Source organism: Caproicibacter fermentans (assembly GCF_009746625.1).
Lineage (GTDB): Bacteria > Bacillota > Clostridia > Oscillospirales > Acutalibacteraceae > Caproicibacter > Caproicibacter fermentans.
This window is the reverse complement of record NZ_VWXL01000058.1, coordinates 66,973-81,707: the sequence shown is the minus strand read 5'-3', so window position 1 is coordinate 81,707 and position 14,735 is coordinate 66,973. Positions and strand designations below refer to the sequence as shown.

Sequence of the window (14,735 nt, the reverse complement as noted above, 5' to 3'; positions counted from 1 at the left end):
GACTTGGCATAAATGCGTATTTCAAATTGTAAAACGGAGGGAAAGTTTATGACAAGAAAGTTATTGTGTTCGGTGCTTGCCGCGGCGATGATTGCGACGGCTTTCACCGGATGCGGCGGCGGTGCGTCGGCTTCGTCCGGTGCGGCCTCGCAGACGGCGTCCGGCACGGCGTCCACTTCCACATCAAAATCCAAATCATTGACGGTGCACGTAGGTACGGAACCGGATTCCATCGACCCGGATCTGAATACCGCGGTCGATGGCGGCATTTACATCCAGCACTGCTTTGAAGGTCTGACCAAGCTGGATAAAGACGGCAAGATCGTCAACGGACAGGCGAAGGATATCAAGGTGAGCGACGACGGACTGACCTATAACGTCACGCTGCGCGACGACATTAAATGGCAGGACGGCAAAACCGTCACCGCGCAGGACTTTGTCTATGCATGGCAGCGCTGCGTCGACCCGAAAACCGCTTCCGAGTACAGCTACATGTTTGACCCGGTAAAGAACGGAACGGATATTTACACCGGCAAGAACAAGGACGTAACCAGTCTTGGAATCAAGGCGACTGACGACACTCATCTGGTCATCACACTGAACGCACCCTGCGCTTATTTCGAGCAGCTCCTCTCCCGCCCGATGTTCTACCCTTTGCGCAAAGACATCGTGGACGGCAACGACAAGTGGACTCAGGACCCGAAAACTTATATCGGCAACGGTGCCTATAAGATGACGGCCTGGAACCACAAGGAAAGCATTGTCGACGAAAAAAGCGACACCTATTACAATAAGGACGCCGTCACAATCGACAATATCAAGTTCATGCTGATGGACGACGACTCCGCGATTCAGGCGGCTTACCAGAGCGGCGCGCTGCAGTTTGCCGACACGTATCCGGTTTCCGAGCAGACCAAATGGGCTCAGACCAAGGATTACCACGCAATGGCCCAGCTTGGCACTTACTATGTAGCGTTTAACTGCCAGAAAGCACCGTTTAACAATCAGAAAGTCCGCGAAGCGCTGTCGCTCGCAATTGACCGTAATTATATTATCAACACCATCACGAAGCAGGGCCAGACTCCTGCCGACGCGTTTGTCTCCCTTGGAATCGGCGACGCCGACACCTCCAAAGACTTCCGCACAGTCGGCGGCGGGTTCTACTCCGTCAAGGACGACGACTACGATTCAAACGTAGCCAAGGCAAAGCAGCTCCTCTCCGAAGCCGGGTATCCGGACGGCAAGGGTTTCCCGTCCTTTGAATACTCCTTCAACACTAACTCCACCCATAAGGCAGTCGCCGAAGCTCTTCAGAACATGTGGAAGGAAGAACTCGGCATCAACTGCACCCTTGCGGCGCAGGAATGGGCCGTATTTATCGACAGCCGCCAAAAAGGCAACTACGACATCGCGCGTGACGGCTGGCTGGCCGACTATATCGACCCGATTTCGTATCTGGATACGTTCATCAGCGGTTCCGGCAATAATGACCCCCACTGGTCAAACAAGGACTATGATGCTTTGATTGCAAAGGCAAAGTCCACCGGAGACCAAACGGTCCGTATGCAGGCGATGCACGACGCTGAAAAGCTTTTGATGCAGGATTCAGCGGTTGCGCCGATCTACTTCTACACCGATGTGTACCTGCAAAACACAAATATTTCCGGTATTGTAACAACTTCTCTTGGCGATAAACTTTTCACTTATGCAACAGTAAGCTGATTTAGCTCTAACTTTTGGTACTGAACTGAAATCTCCCCAAAAGGCGTTTGCCTTTTGGGGAGATTTTTTCACGGCCATAAAGTAAGCAGGCTGCATTAACACCGAACCGGCATATTTTTCTAAGGCAGATCAGGTTAAAGCGGCGAGTCCCCCCCTTGCAGAGGGCCCGCCGTTTTATTGAAAGTCACTGCCGATTCTCCGGAATTTTTCATACCTTTGACTTACAAGCTCTTCTTCCGTAAGAGCACGGCTCCGCTTCAGCGTTCGGATCAGCTGTATCTTTAAAAAGGCGCAGGTCTTGGTAAACCCGATTCCTTCCGGAATGATCCTGTCGATGACATTCATGGACAAAAGGTCCTGTGCCGTAATTTTCAGGTATTCCGCCGCATCGCCAACTCTTTTGGGATTCTTCCACAGAATGCTGGCGCAGCCCTCCGGTGAAATCACGGAATAAACGGCGTTTTCCAGCATCCAGACTTCGTCGGCAACCGCCAGCGCCAGCGCTCCCCCGCTGCCGCCTTCCCCGATCAGAATGGAAACAACGGGCACTCTCAGCCCCATGAGCTCCATCAGATTTTCGGCAATCGCCTGACCCTGCCCGCGCTCTTCCGCTCCAATGCCGCAATACGCGCCGGACGTATCCACCAGACAGATGACGGGGCGTCTGAATTTCTCCGCAAGCTTCATTTGGCGCAGCGCCTTACGGTATCCCTCCGGATGAGCGGAGCCAAAATTCCGCGCGACCTTTTCCTTGGTGCCATGTCCTTTTTCAATCCCGATTACAGTGACCGGAATTCTGCCGAGGGTCCCGATCCCCGTAATTACGGCGCTGTCGTCCCCATATCTGCGATCGCCGTGAAGCTCGATGAAATTCTGAAACAGTCTTTCGATATAATTCTTTGCGGTCGGGCGGCCGTCGGCACGGGCGGCCAGCAATTTTTCATAGGCGTTCATTCGTCCGCACCTCCCGCGTGAAACTCCAGAAGTCTTGTGAGCAATCTTTTTTGCGTTTTTCTGTTGGAAATCTGGTCTACAAAACCCTTTTCCAGCAAAAACTCCGCCCGCTGAAAGCCCGGCGGCAATTTCTGGCGGATCGTCTGTTCGATGACCCGCGGTCCCGCAAAGCCGATCAGCGCGCCGGGCTCTGCCAAAATAATATCCGCCTCCATCGCAAAGCTGGCGGTCACGCCGCCCGTGGTGGGGTTGGTCAGAACCGCAACATAAAGAAGCCCGGCTTCACTGTGCCGCCGAACCGCGCCGCTTGTTTTTGCCATCTGCATTAAAGAAAGGATACCTTCCTGCATACGCGCGCCTCCTGAGACCGTAAAGCCAACAACGGGCAAACGATGTTCCGCGGCATATTCGAACAGCCGGGTGATTTTCTCCCCGACCGCGGTTCCCATGCTTCCCATCATGAAAGAAGGCTCCATTGCAAAAACGCAGCTGGTAAATCCGCCGATCCGGCAGGTTCCGCAAACCACTTCATCCTTTCCGGACTCCGAACGTCTTGCCTGTTCCAGCTTTTCGTCGTATCCAGGAAAGCTCAGAATATTCCGTGATACGATTTTCGTGTTCAATTCCCGGAACGTACCTTCATCCGCCGTTATTTCAATCCTGCGCCTGGCGCTGATCCGAAAATGCCAGCCGCAGTGCGGGCAAACATAGCTGCTCTCTGCAAGCGCGTCTCGAAACAGCATTTTGCGGCAGGTCGGGCAAGTCACACAAAGCTCTTCCGGAACAGAAGGGCCCGGAGTCCGGTCCCTTCTGATTTCTCCCTCCAGATCATTCTTCGGATGTTTGAAAATTCCTCTGCGTATCATAGGCTCCCCCGCTCGGCAAGATAGGAAGTGGTGTAGCGGCCGGACTGGAAAGCATCTTCCTGCAGCAGTTCCAGCAGGAATTCTCCGTTATGGTCAACGCCTTCTATGACCAATTCGCAAAGGGCTGCCTGCATTTTGCGAATGGCCTCTTCCCGTGTTTTTGCGTGAACAATCAGTTTCCCGATCATAGAATCATAAAAAGGAGGTACGGAGTAATCAGGATACAAAGCCGTGTCAAACCGAACCGAAGGTCCTCCCGGAATATGCAGCAGCGTAACTTTGCCGCAGCCCGGCCGGAAATTTTCTTTTGGATTTTCCGCGTTGATTCTGCATTCGATCGCATGCCCCCGCAAAGAAGCCTCTTCGGCGGTAAAATCCAGAGGCAAGCCGGCGGCAACGCGGATCTGCCATTTGACCAGATCAATTCCGGTTACCATCTCTGTCACAGGATGCTCCACCTGAAGGCGCGTGTTCATTTCCATAAAATAAAAACGGCCGTCCCGGTCCATCAGGAACTCAACCGTTCCCGCACCGGTGTAGCCGACCGCGCGCATTGCCCGCTCGCACAGCTGAGAAAGCTTTTCCCTCTGGCTTCCTGAGACGGCCGGCGAAGGACTTTCCTCCAGTATTTTCTGGTTTTTCCTCTGCATGGAGCAGTCCCGCTCGCCCAGGCAGATTATATTCCCGAATGTATCGCACAGCACCTGCATTTCAACATGTTTGACTCCGGTCATGTATTTTTCCAGGTACATTCCCCCGTCGCCGAATGCGCTCGCGGCTTCCTCGGACGCTTGGGAAAACGCGCGGTCAAACTCTTCTTCCTTTTGAATCAGTCTGATGCCGCGCCCTCCGCCGCCGGCGCGGGCTTTTATCAGCAGAGGGTACCCGATTTCAGCCGCGGTCCGTTTCGCCTCTTCCGGATTTTCCACAAGACCGGAACCCGGAATCACAGGAACGGACGCGGCTTTCATCGTTCGTTTTGCTTCGTCCTTATCCCCCATTCTGAATAGGACTTCGGGGGAAGGGCCGATAAATGTAATCCCGCATTGTTCGCAAAGACGGGCAAATTCCGCATTTTCCGACAAGAGCCCGTACCCGGGATGGATGGCCTGGGCGCCGCTTGCGGCCGCGGCCGACAAGACGGCACTCATGTTCAGATAGCTGTCCTTCGCTCTTGCCGGACCGATGCAGTAGCATTCATCCGCCAGACTGACGTGCAAAGCGTCCCGGTCCGCCTCCGAATAAACCGCAACCGTCGAGATTCCCATTTCCCGGCAGGCTCGTATCACCCGTACGGCAATTTCCCCGCGGTTGGCAATTAATATTTTTGAAAACAAGCCTATTCGCCCCCCGTCTGAACCAGAGCAAACGAAAATTCTCCGCTGACACAGAGCTTTCCGTTCACAGTTCCGGACCCCTTTGCAAAATAGAACGGGCCTTTGGTTTTCAATATTTCACAAACAATTTCAATTCGGTCGCCGGGAAGAATATTCCCACGGAAACGAACCTTATCAATTCCCACAAACATCGGAGTTTTGCCCTTTTGCCCGTCACCTATCAAAACACAGCAGGTCTGCGCCAGCATTTCGCATTGAATCACTCCGGGGACGATCGGCATCCCCGGAAAATGTCCCCGCAAAAACCACTCGTCGCCCCGCACCGTATAAACTCCGTGCGCTTTTCCATCCGCACCCTTTTTCGCTTCGTCAATCAGAAGCATCGGCGGCCTGTGGGGCATTATTTTCATCAGCTCTTCACGATTCATAGGCTCCTCCGTTCCGCCTTTGCGGCTCTATTTTATCAGCGGGAACGATCTGTTTCCGCCGGTTTACACGATTTTAAAAAGAGTCTGCCCATACTCGACGACCTGACCGTTTTCCACGCAGACTTCCTGAATTGTTCCTTCCTGCTCGGCGTTGACCTCGTTCATCAGCTTCATTGCTTCGATCACACAAAGAACATCGCCTTTTTTTACACGGCTGCCCGCTTTTACAAAGGGTTCAGAGTCCGGAGACGGCGCGGCGTAAAACACGCCGACCATCGGCGACTTGATTTCGCGGTAATTCTGCGCCGCGCCGGTCGCCGCCGATTCCGCCGCGGGCGGAATCTGTGCCGCGGAGTTTGCTGGCGCGGCAGGAATTGCGGGCACGGCGGACTGCCGTTCCAATTTGACTTTGTCCTCTCCGCAGCTGAGCTCCAGAACGCTCAGATCATTTTCTCGCAGTATCTGAGCCAGTGCGCGAACCTGTTCCAAATCCATCATGACGGATTCAACTCCATTCCTTTTCGAAATGCAAGGCAGGCGTTATGACCGCCGAATCCAAGAGACACGGAAAGTGCGGAAGTCGGCCGCGCCTTTACCGCCTGATTGGGCACGCAGTTCAAATCGCAGTCCGGGTCGGGCTCACGATACCCAATGGTCGGCGGAATCGTTCCGGTGGAAAGGGCCAGTACGGACGCTACAGCCTCGACCGCACCGGCCGCTCCCAGCATATGTCCTGTCATCGATTTTGTGGAACTGACATAAGCCTTTTCCGCAAGCTCCGGAAGCGCCTTTTTAATGGCAAGCGTTTCGATCTTGTCATTGAGGGGCGTCCCGGTTCCGTGTGCGTTAATATAGAGAACATCTTTTTCACCGATCCCGGATTCTTCCGCGGCAAGGCGGATCGCTTCCGTGCCGCCCCGCGCCTCCGGATGCGGCGCGGTCGGATGGTATGCGTCGCAGGTGTTGCCATAGCCGGTAATTTCCGCATATATTTTCGCACCGCGCGACACCGCGTGTTCATACTCTTCCAGAACCAGGATTCCCGCCCCTTCGCCGATGACAAAACCGTCCCTTCTTTTGTCGAATGGGATAGAGCTGTTGAGCGGATCATTTTTCGTGGAAAGGGCCATGCAGTTGATGAATCCGGCAACCGCAAGCGGGACGACCGAAGCTTCGGCTCCGCCGGCGAGAATCGCATCCGCGTAACCGTATTGAATCGCACGGAAAGCCTCTCCAACCGTATGGGATGAAGTCGCGCACGCCGTAACAACAGGGAGGCACGGTCCCTGCGCGTTATAGCGGATGGCAATATTTCCCGCCGCCATATTGCCGATCATCTTTGGAATGAAATACGGGGAAATGCGTGAAGGCCCCCTGTTTAAAAGCTTTTCCGTCTCTTCCACAATCGTGTGGATGCCGCCGATTCCGGAGCCTACATAAACGCCGAGGCGGCGAGGATCAACCCCGGTCAAACCGCTGTCTTGCATAGCCTGATCCGCCGCGGAAAGAGCAAACTGCGAAAACAGGTCCGTCTTTCGGATATCGCTTTTTTCCATACAGCACAGGGGGTCAAAGTTCTTTACCTCCGCGGCAATTTTCACTTTATAATCGGACGCGTCAAATTTCGTGATAAACCCGACGCCGCAAGTTCCGGCCGTCAGGCTGTTCCAGAAATCCTCCACACGGTTTCCGACCGGGGAAACCACGCCGAGTCCCGTTACGGCTACTCTTCTCATCTTCAGACTCCTTTTTTCGGCAAACAGTGTATTTTTCTCGATTCAGGTGACCTGATTGTGAACAACCGTTTCCCGGTATTGACAGGCCAGCTCTTCCATCAGCTTGTGCACCGTTGTAATTTCGCGGACTCTGCCCCCATTTGCCCCGATAAACACAAATCCGTTTTCAAGGTTTCCCCTGCACGCGTTGACCAAAGCGGCGGTAATGCAATAAGCCCCCTTTTCCTGACGGCAGGAGGTAATGCAGTGGTAAGGACAGTTTTTCGGTTTTTTTCCGCCTTCCGCGGCACTTTTCAAAAAGTCATTGCGAATTGCCCTTCCGGGCATTCCAACCGGACTTTTAATAATTTCAATGTCCTCGTCCCGGCAATCGACAAAAGCCTGCTTGAAACGGATGTCCGCGTCGCATTCCTCGGTCACGACAAACCTGGTCGCCATCTGCACCGCGGACGCGCCAAGCTGCAGAAAGCGGTAAATATCCTCGCCGGTAAAAATCCCGCCGGCGGCAATGACCGGAATGTTTCGGCCCGCGGTCTGTTCATAAGGCCGCACGGCCGCGACAACCTTGGGAATGATCTTTTCCAGGCGATAGTCCGGATCATCGATCTGCTCCGGATGAAAGCCTAAATGACCGCCCGCTTTCGGGCCTTCCACCACAAAAGCGTCCGGAATATACCGATAGCGTTTTAGCCACCATCTGGCAATCTGGTCCGCCGCCCGGGCGGAAGAAACGATCGGCACCAGCTTGGTTTTGCATCCCTCCGGGCGAAAAGCCGGAAGGCGCAAAGGCAAGCCGGCCCCTGCAAAAATCACATCGATTTTTTCTTCCATTGCCGTGCGCGCCATCTCTTCGAAATTGGTCAGCGCAACCATGATATTGACGCCCAGAACGCCCTTTGTCAGGGAACGCGCCTTCGCAATTTCCGCCCGGAGCCCCGCTCGGTCCTCGCAGAGTTTCCCGCTGCCTCCGCCCAGAACACCGACACCGGCCGCCGAAAGCACTCCGATGCCGCCCTCGTTCGCAACCGCGGAAGCGAGTCCATTCATGGAAATTCCGATCCCCATGCCGCCCTGGACCACAGGCGCTTGTATTTTCAGTTCACCGATATGAAAGTCGGCTCCCGTCCATTTCGCCATGAATGCTCCTTTCCCGGCCTGCCTTACATACAAAGGCCGCCGTCCACCCGAATCACTTCACCGGTAATATAACCGGAAAGGTCGGAAGCAAGAAAAAGCGCAAGATTGGCAACATCTCCCGCCTGACCCATTCGTTTCATCGGGATGGATTCCAGAATCTTCTCTCTTGCCTCCTGATTCATCTCCCGCGTCATCGCGGTATCAATCAGGCCGGGCGCTATTGCGTTGCAGGTCACGTTCCGCCCCGCAAGTTCTCTTGCGACCGATTTGGTCAGACCGATCAGGCCGGCCTTGGCGGAGGAGTAATTTGCCTGTCCCACGGCTCCGGTTAATCCGGAAACCGACGCGATATTGATGATTTTCCCTCCGCGCTTTCTGGCGAAAATCATATACGTCTGCCGAATCATGTGAAAAGCGCCTTTTAAATTCACATTCAGCACCCGTTCAAATTCTTCTTCCTTCATTTGAGGAAGCAGCCGGTCGATCGTGATTCCGGCGTTATTGACCAGAATGTCAAATCCGTTAAAATCAGTTTTGATCTGCTTGACCGTCTCTTTCACATCTTCGGAATTGGAAACGTCACAGCGATAGGAAGACGCTTTTCTGCCAAGCGCCCGAATCTGTGCGCAGAGCTCTTCCGCGGCGTTACGGTTTCCGGAATAGATCGCGGCAATGTCCGCGCCCTCGCCCGCGAATTTCAGAGCGATTTCTTTCCCGATTCCACGGGAAGCACCGGTAATCACCGCCGTTTTGTCCTTAAGCATGTTTCCCCTCCGATATCATCCGCACCGCCTCTTCAAGGCTATCAGGATTTTCCACGCCGAACGCAGCAACCTTCGTCGAAATTCTGTGAATCAGCCCGCAAAGCGTGGTGCCCGGTCCGGCCTCAATAAAAAGATCAAACCCGTCTGAGATCATGTTTTCTATGGTCTTCTGCCAAAGCACCGGACTTTTTGCCTGTCGGGCAATCAATTCCGCCTCACCGGTTCCGTAAGGCCGCGCCGTAACATTGGAATAGAGCGGTATCTCGGATGTTCGCAGAGTATATTGTGCGAGCTCCTTTGCAAGCCCTTCCGACGCATCGGACATCAGCGGGGAATGGAACGCCCCCGAAACGGCAAGGCGAACCGCCTTGCCGCCCGCTTCGGCAGAAAATCCCGGAAGTACCGAAATTGCATCCGTTCCCCCTGCGGCTACCAACTGGCCGGGACAGTTGTAGTTCACCGGCCAGACGCCGGCTTTCTTGCAGACATCTTCCGCCTTCTCATTTTCCAACCCCAAAACAGCAGCCATGGAACCGGGCCTGTTCCGGGAGCATTGCTCCATAAGCTCCGCCCTTCGGCAGACGAGGCGGAACGCGTCCTCTTCGGACAGAATGCCGGTAAAGGCAAGGCCGGCAATTTCTCCCAAAGAGAAGCCTGCCGCTCCGTTTGCTTTAACACCGGCTTCGCGCAGAGCAGCGGCACAGGCAAGGTCAACTGCAAAAACGCATGGCTGTGTGTTTACGGTTTCGGAAAGTTCCCTCTTGGTGCCGTCAAAACACTGGCGCAGGGTACCGGGCCGAATGCGCTCCGCCATTTTAAACACCGACCTGGCCGCCGGAGAAGCATCGTAAAGCTCTTTTCCCATTCCGGTGTGCTGTGCTCCCTGACCGGCAAAGACAACTGCTATCCAACCCATTTTGTCCCTCCGCTCAGGATTTGCTCCGCCTGAGTAAACATTTCCGTAATGATCTCATCCGACGGCTGTTCCTTTGTCACCAGAGCCGCGACCTGACCCGCCATAAAGCAGCCCTTTTTCTCGTCCCCCTCGCGGGCGGCAAGACGCAAAGCGCCGACACCCAACGCTTCCAGTTCTTCGTTGTCAACCGACGGATCGTATTCCTTCGCGAGAAAATCGCGGGAAAATGCGTTTTTCAAACACCGGACCGGATGGCCGAGCCGTTTTCCGGTGGTAACGGTGCTGATATCCTTTGCTTTCAGAATTCTGTTTTTATAATTTTGATGAACGGTGCATTCACGGGCGGTCAGGAAACGGGTTCCAACCTGCACACCGACCGCGCCGAGCATAAACGAAGCCGCGATTCCCCGGCCGTCGGCGATTCCGCCCGCGGCAATCACCGGGATCCCGACCGAATCGCAAATTTGAGGCACCAGAACCATCGTGGTCAGGTCCCCGACGTGTCCCCCGGACTCTCCGCCTTCCGCGATAACCGCCGCGGCTCCGGCACGTTCCACATGCCGCGCGACAGCAACGGAGGCGACAACCGGCAAAACGCGGATCCCGGCTTTTCCCCACTGCTCCATATAACGGGTCGGGTCCCCCGCGCCCGTTGTCACAACGGGAATTCGCTCTTCCGCCACAACACGGGCGACTTTTTCCACAAACGGGCTTCTCAGCATAATGTTGACCCCGAACGGACGGTCTGTCATTCCCCTTGCTTTTCGGATTTCTGTTCTTAACCATTCATCATCCGCGTTCATGGCGGAAATGATTCCAAGCCCGCCGGCATTCGAAACCGCCGAAGCCAGTGATGCGTCGGCAATCCACGCCATGCCTCCCTGAAGAATGGGATATCGGATTCCTAAAAGGTCGCAAAGCGGTGTGTGTATCATGGCGTTACTCCATATTGTCTTCAATCAATTTCACAATATCGCCGACTGTTTTGATCTTTTCGTCCATTTCAAGAGAGACATTAAACTCGTCCTCAAACTGCATAATCAGATCGACCGTATCCAGCGAGTCGAGCCCAAGTTCTTCCAGCGTGCTTTCCGGATGAATTTCCGAAACCTCGATTTCCTTGTGTTCGGCCAGAATCTTTGCAACTTTCTCAAATACCATGATAAATTTCCTCCAATCAATTTACGGTCAGTCTTTGTTCCAGCGGATGACGCAGGAGCCCCAGGTCAGTCCGGCTCCGAACGCACAAAAAAGCAGAGTGTCTCCCCTTTTGAGGCGCCGGTTTCGGTTCAGTTCGTCCAGTAAAACAGGGATACTTGCCGAGGAGGTGTTCCCACATTCCGCGTAATTAACCGGAAATTTCTCCTCCGGCTGATGCAGCCGTGTCCTCGCGGACTCAATAATCCGGCCGTTCGCCTGGTGCAGCAGGAAATAGTCCACATCGTCCACAGCGATTCCAGCCTTCCGGGCAACCGTTTCAATTTCATTCTGAACGGTTGTAACGGCAAATTTAAATATTTCACGCCCGTTCATATGGATAAAACTCCCCCTGGCGTCCGCTTCATCCCAGAACGGCCCCGAGGCACACACGCCCGAAATATTCAGATTTTCCCGCTGCCCCCGGGCTCCGGTCTGAACCGCCAGAAGCGAATCGCCTTTTGAAAGGACCACCGCCCCGGCCCCGTCGCCGAACAGAACGCATGTGCTTCTGTCTTTCCAGTCCAGAAAACGGGAGAGCTGTTCCGCGCAGACAATCAGAATGTGCTCCGCCATCCCGGCCCGAAAATAAGCCGCGGCGGTATCCAGAGCATAAAGGAACCCCGTGCAGCCCGCATTCATGTCAAACGCCGGACATTCGGCCCCAAGATCCTCCTGAAGCAAGCAGGCAAGGGACGGCGATACGTCCTCTCCCTGAACCGTGGCGCAGAGAATCAGGTCGAGCTTGGCGGCATCCGTGCCCGAATCTTCCAAAGCCCTGCGCGCCGCCCCCGCAGCAATTTGGCGAAGACTCTCTTCTTTTAAAAAACGGCGCCTTCTGATTCCCGTTCGGGTAGATATCCATTCATCGCTCGTTTCCACAATGCCGACGAAGTCGTTGTTATGAACGGACAAAACTGGAAGGCAGCTTCCGGTTCCTGTGATTGTAAAACTCATTCATTTCTCCATTTCCGCGCTTTTCATTTTAAAGAATTTATCGAGCTTGGCAATCCCACGCGCAAGGATCTGTTTTTCTTCTTCAGAAAATTCCGAACTGACCTTTCGAACCATCTGCCTGTGAAAATAGCGGTGTGCGTTGTCGACTTTCCGTCCCGGTTTTGTCAGAACAACAAAAACCATTCTGGCGTCGTCCCCGCTTTTTACCTTTTTCACATATCCCTTTTTTAAAAGTTTATTGATCGCGATGGTAACGGACGGCAGCGTGATGTCAAGCTCCTGCGCAAGCTCGCTGATGGTTCTTCCCTGATCCGGATTTTTCCCGGCAGCTTCCAAAAGATGCAGTTCGCTGATGGACAGATCAATCCGTGTGCTTTTGAGCGTGTCTTCCTCAACTTTGAGGATGGAACGGAACGTATCCACCAGAAGTTCGTTGAGTTCTCTTTCAAACGAATCCAGCATAAACGTTCTCCCCTCAATCTAATTAGTTTGTTTATCTAACTTTATATCACAGCTGGATTGATTTGTCAAGCCGTATTTCCTTTCATGATGCAAACCGACAAAAACAAACGGTGTTTTTCGTCCGTCAGGAAAGCGTTTCAACGTGATTCATCGGATCAGCGGATCCGTTCTGCGGCGGAATTTTCGACGGCGGACATTCTTCGGTTCGCTTCTCCTTTCTGTCCAATGCAAACATACCTGCCGCGCCCAAAAAGACAAATGCCGCCTGAAACATCCAGGTAAAGCGATAGCCCGCCGGCGCCAGGATGCACCCCGCCAGCAGCGGCCCCATCGCATTTCCGGTCCCCTGAACGAACATCGCAAACGAATTGATTCTTCCGAGATACTGTGGCGGAGTATGATTCGCCAGGTACGGCCTTAGATGGATGCTTTCCAAAATTTCTCCAAACGTAAAAATTGCTCCGGCCACCAGAAAGAGCGGCATGGAACGCACCAGCGCAAACATGAGAAAGGACACGCTGAAAACCACACCGCTGAGCGCAATCACACGAAGCGGGCGGCGACGCTTTGTCAATCCGGTCAAAACGGACGTAAATAATACGACCGTGAGGGAATTGAGCGCCGTCATCATGCTGTAATTGACCGCCCCATTCTTCCCGTAAAAGTCGCCGAACTGCAGCGGCAGAAGAAAGCTCCACTGGGAATAGGTAAACGTATAGGCAAAAGTGAGAAGTATGACAAAAAGCAGTCCCGGAAACAGCCGCAGAAGTTGAAAAGCAGAAATATTCCCCCGGCGCTGTTCCTGTCCGGAACTTTTGGAGCGTTCTTTCCAGTCGGGTTCCCGAATCGCGAAAATGATAATCAGCGTTGAAACAAGCGTGGTCGCTCCGTCTAGAAAAAACATCAAACGCAAATAGTTTTGAAAAAGCAGCCCCGCGAACAGCGGGCTGACCGCCAAGCCGATATTAATGCCAAGATAGATCAGCGAATAAGACGCCTGCCGGTTTTCCGGGGTAGAAAGATCGGCCGTCATCGCTTCATAGGCAGGCGCCGCCGCCGTATACAGATCCGCCGCCAGCATAATGCATGGAACGATTAGAAATTTGTAAGGGAACAAGGCGCAGACGAGATAGAAAAACGACCCCGCAATCTGGCAGGATACCAGAATTGTTTTTCGTCCGACCCGATCCGTGAGCTTTCCTCCCAGAATCACGGCGGGAGCCTGCGTTAAAATCAGCAAAGCGGAAAAGCTGCCCGTTTCGGCAGCCGAAAAGCCCAGTTTTTGCGTCAGAATCAGCGTGAGCAGGGGTTGGATAAATCCCCCCAGACAAGTGACGATCCTCGCCGCGAACAAGATGTAAATCTCACGCGAAAGATTCGCATAGGGAGAAAAAATCCCCTTTCTGATCAAAGCAAAGCGCATTCGGCTGTTTCCCTTCCGCCCGAGGCCTTAATAGATAATGATTTATTATACACCGGATTGGAACTTTCCACCATATAAATTTGCGCAAAACAGCGGCCAAACTGTCTCTTAACAGAACAGTCCGGCCGCTCTCCGCGCATATTCAGTTGTTATCCTGAATTTCGGTCCTGCAAATCAGGAACCGGTTCCTGTGAAACTTCAAGACGCCTTCCCGCTGAAGCTTGCCAAGCTCGGCGGAAAGCGCGCTGCGGTCAACACAAAGATAATCGGCAAGCTCCTGACGGCTGAATGGAATCGAAAACTCTTCTCCGCGGGCTCCCCCTGCCTGATCTGCCAGAAAAGCCAGCAGTTTTTCCCGGGTCGTCCGTTTGGACAGGTACTCGATCTTACGGCTCAGCAAAATATTTTTAAAGGCGAGGATCCGGAGCATATTCTGAATCAGTCTGGAATGAAAGCGGCAGGCGGAAGAGCAGACGGAAACCGCGCGGCGGTAATCGATCCACAGGACCGTGCTGTCCTCCGCGCTGACCACCGTAACCGGAAGGCGGTCAATCTCCGCGCAGGAAAAAGCTTCCGCAAACAGCTGCCCCGCGGTCGCTTCCGCAATGATCATCCGGTTTCCGCGGTAATCCTCTTTTAGAATCAATACGCTTCCGGACAGAACGATTCCCACAAAAGAAGCGGGCTGCCCCTCCAGCAGAATCATTTCCTGTTTTGCATACGATTTGCGCTTCGCGTGCAGGCAGGAAAGCATCTGCCTGAGCTCTTCCGGTTGAATTCCCTCAAACAAAGGAATCTTTTTGAAAGCATCATAGTCAAGATTCATCTTTCACTTC

At 53.7% G+C, this 14,735-nt stretch carries 16 protein-coding genes; 1 reads left to right on the top strand and 15 read right to left on the bottom strand.

What is annotated here, in order from left to right:
• Window positions 1-48: 48 nt before the first annotated feature.
• A complete protein-coding gene (locus CAFE_RS11055; RefSeq protein WP_066644405.1) occupies window positions 49-1,722 on the top strand; it encodes a peptide ABC transporter substrate-binding protein in 1,674 nt (557 codons plus the stop codon).
• A 174-nt stretch (window positions 1,723-1,896) separates the two neighbouring features.
• Here CAFE_RS11055 and CAFE_RS11050 read toward each other — a convergent pair whose 3' ends face one another.
• The 15 genes from CAFE_RS11050 to CAFE_RS10980 all read right to left on the bottom strand — a co-directional run bounded on the left by CAFE_RS11050 (window position 1,897) and on the right by CAFE_RS10980 (window position 14,725).
• Window positions 1,897-2,721 (bottom strand): acetyl-CoA carboxylase carboxyltransferase subunit alpha, encoded by an 825-nt coding sequence (locus CAFE_RS11050; protein WP_139104041.1) that lies wholly within the window; start codon window positions 2,719-2,721, stop codon window positions 1,897-1,899.
• The gene (gene accD, locus CAFE_RS11045; RefSeq protein ID WP_066644399.1) at window positions 2,673-3,542 is read right to left on the bottom strand and encodes an acetyl-CoA carboxylase, carboxyltransferase subunit beta; all 870 of its coding nucleotides are present in this window, start codon (window positions 3,540-3,542) and stop codon (window positions 2,673-2,675) included. The genes CAFE_RS11050 and accD overlap by 49 nt, the downstream gene beginning before the upstream one ends.
• Window positions 3,539-4,879, bottom strand: a complete 1,341-nt coding sequence (gene accC, locus CAFE_RS11040; protein ID WP_066644397.1) for an acetyl-CoA carboxylase biotin carboxylase subunit — start codon at window positions 4,877-4,879, stop codon at window positions 3,539-3,541. Before accC ends, accD begins: the two co-directional genes overlap by 4 nt.
• 2 nt (window positions 4,880-4,881) lie before the next feature.
• Window positions 4,882-5,307: a 3-hydroxyacyl-ACP dehydratase FabZ family protein gene (locus CAFE_RS11035; protein WP_066644394.1), complete on the bottom strand. Its 426-nt coding sequence runs from the start codon at window positions 5,305-5,307 to the stop codon at window positions 4,882-4,884.
• 63 nt (window positions 5,308-5,370) lie between these two features.
• Window positions 5,371-5,805 carry an acetyl-CoA carboxylase biotin carboxyl carrier protein gene (gene accB, locus CAFE_RS11030; RefSeq protein ID WP_207645026.1) on the bottom strand — a complete coding sequence of 145 codons (435 nt, stop codon included), beginning with the start codon at window positions 5,803-5,805 and terminating at the stop codon, window positions 5,371-5,373.
• Window positions 5,802-7,043, bottom strand: a complete 1,242-nt coding sequence (gene fabF / locus CAFE_RS11025; protein ID WP_066644391.1) for a beta-ketoacyl-ACP synthase II — start codon at window positions 7,041-7,043, stop codon at window positions 5,802-5,804. The genes accB and fabF overlap by 4 nt, the downstream gene beginning before the upstream one ends.
• A gap of 42 nt (window positions 7,044-7,085) precedes the next feature.
• Entirely contained in the window at window positions 7,086-8,180 is a 1,095-nt protein-coding gene (locus CAFE_RS11020) for an NAD(P)H-dependent flavin oxidoreductase (RefSeq protein WP_156990683.1), read from the bottom strand.
• 23 nt (window positions 8,181-8,203) lie between these two features.
• Window positions 8,204-8,944, bottom strand: a complete 741-nt coding sequence (gene fabG, locus CAFE_RS11015) for a 3-oxoacyl-[acyl-carrier-protein] reductase (protein WP_066644387.1) — start codon at window positions 8,942-8,944, stop codon at window positions 8,204-8,206.
• On the bottom strand, window positions 8,937-9,860 hold the full coding sequence (locus CAFE_RS11010; protein ID WP_156990682.1) for an ACP S-malonyltransferase: 924 nt from the start codon (window positions 9,858-9,860) through the stop codon (window positions 8,937-8,939). The genes fabG and CAFE_RS11010 overlap by 8 nt, the downstream gene beginning before the upstream one ends.
• Window positions 9,848-10,795, bottom strand: coding sequence for an enoyl-[acyl-carrier-protein] reductase FabK (gene fabK / locus CAFE_RS11005; protein WP_066644382.1), 948 nt, complete (start codon window positions 10,793-10,795; stop codon window positions 9,848-9,850). Before fabK ends, CAFE_RS11010 begins: the two co-directional genes overlap by 13 nt.
• A gap of 4 nt (window positions 10,796-10,799) precedes the next feature.
• Window positions 10,800-11,021, bottom strand: coding sequence for an acyl carrier protein (locus CAFE_RS11000; RefSeq protein ID WP_066644379.1), 222 nt, complete (start codon window positions 11,019-11,021; stop codon window positions 10,800-10,802).
• 27 nt (window positions 11,022-11,048) lie between these two features.
• Window positions 11,049-12,014 (bottom strand): beta-ketoacyl-ACP synthase III, encoded by a 966-nt coding sequence (locus CAFE_RS10995; protein ID WP_156990681.1) that lies wholly within the window; start codon window positions 12,012-12,014, stop codon window positions 11,049-11,051.
• Window positions 12,015-12,476 (bottom strand): MarR family winged helix-turn-helix transcriptional regulator, encoded by a 462-nt coding sequence (locus tag CAFE_RS10990; RefSeq protein WP_066644375.1) that lies wholly within the window; start codon window positions 12,474-12,476, stop codon window positions 12,015-12,017.
• A gap of 124 nt (window positions 12,477-12,600) precedes the next feature.
• Window positions 12,601-13,899, bottom strand: coding sequence for an MFS transporter (locus CAFE_RS10985; RefSeq protein ID WP_156990680.1), 1,299 nt, complete (start codon window positions 13,897-13,899; stop codon window positions 12,601-12,603).
• Window positions 13,900-14,041: 142 nt separating this feature from the next.
• Complete coding sequence (locus tag CAFE_RS10980) at window positions 14,042-14,725, bottom strand: Crp/Fnr family transcriptional regulator (protein WP_066644371.1); 684 nt, start codon at window positions 14,723-14,725, stop codon at window positions 14,042-14,044.
• Window positions 14,726-14,735 lie beyond the last annotated feature (10 nt).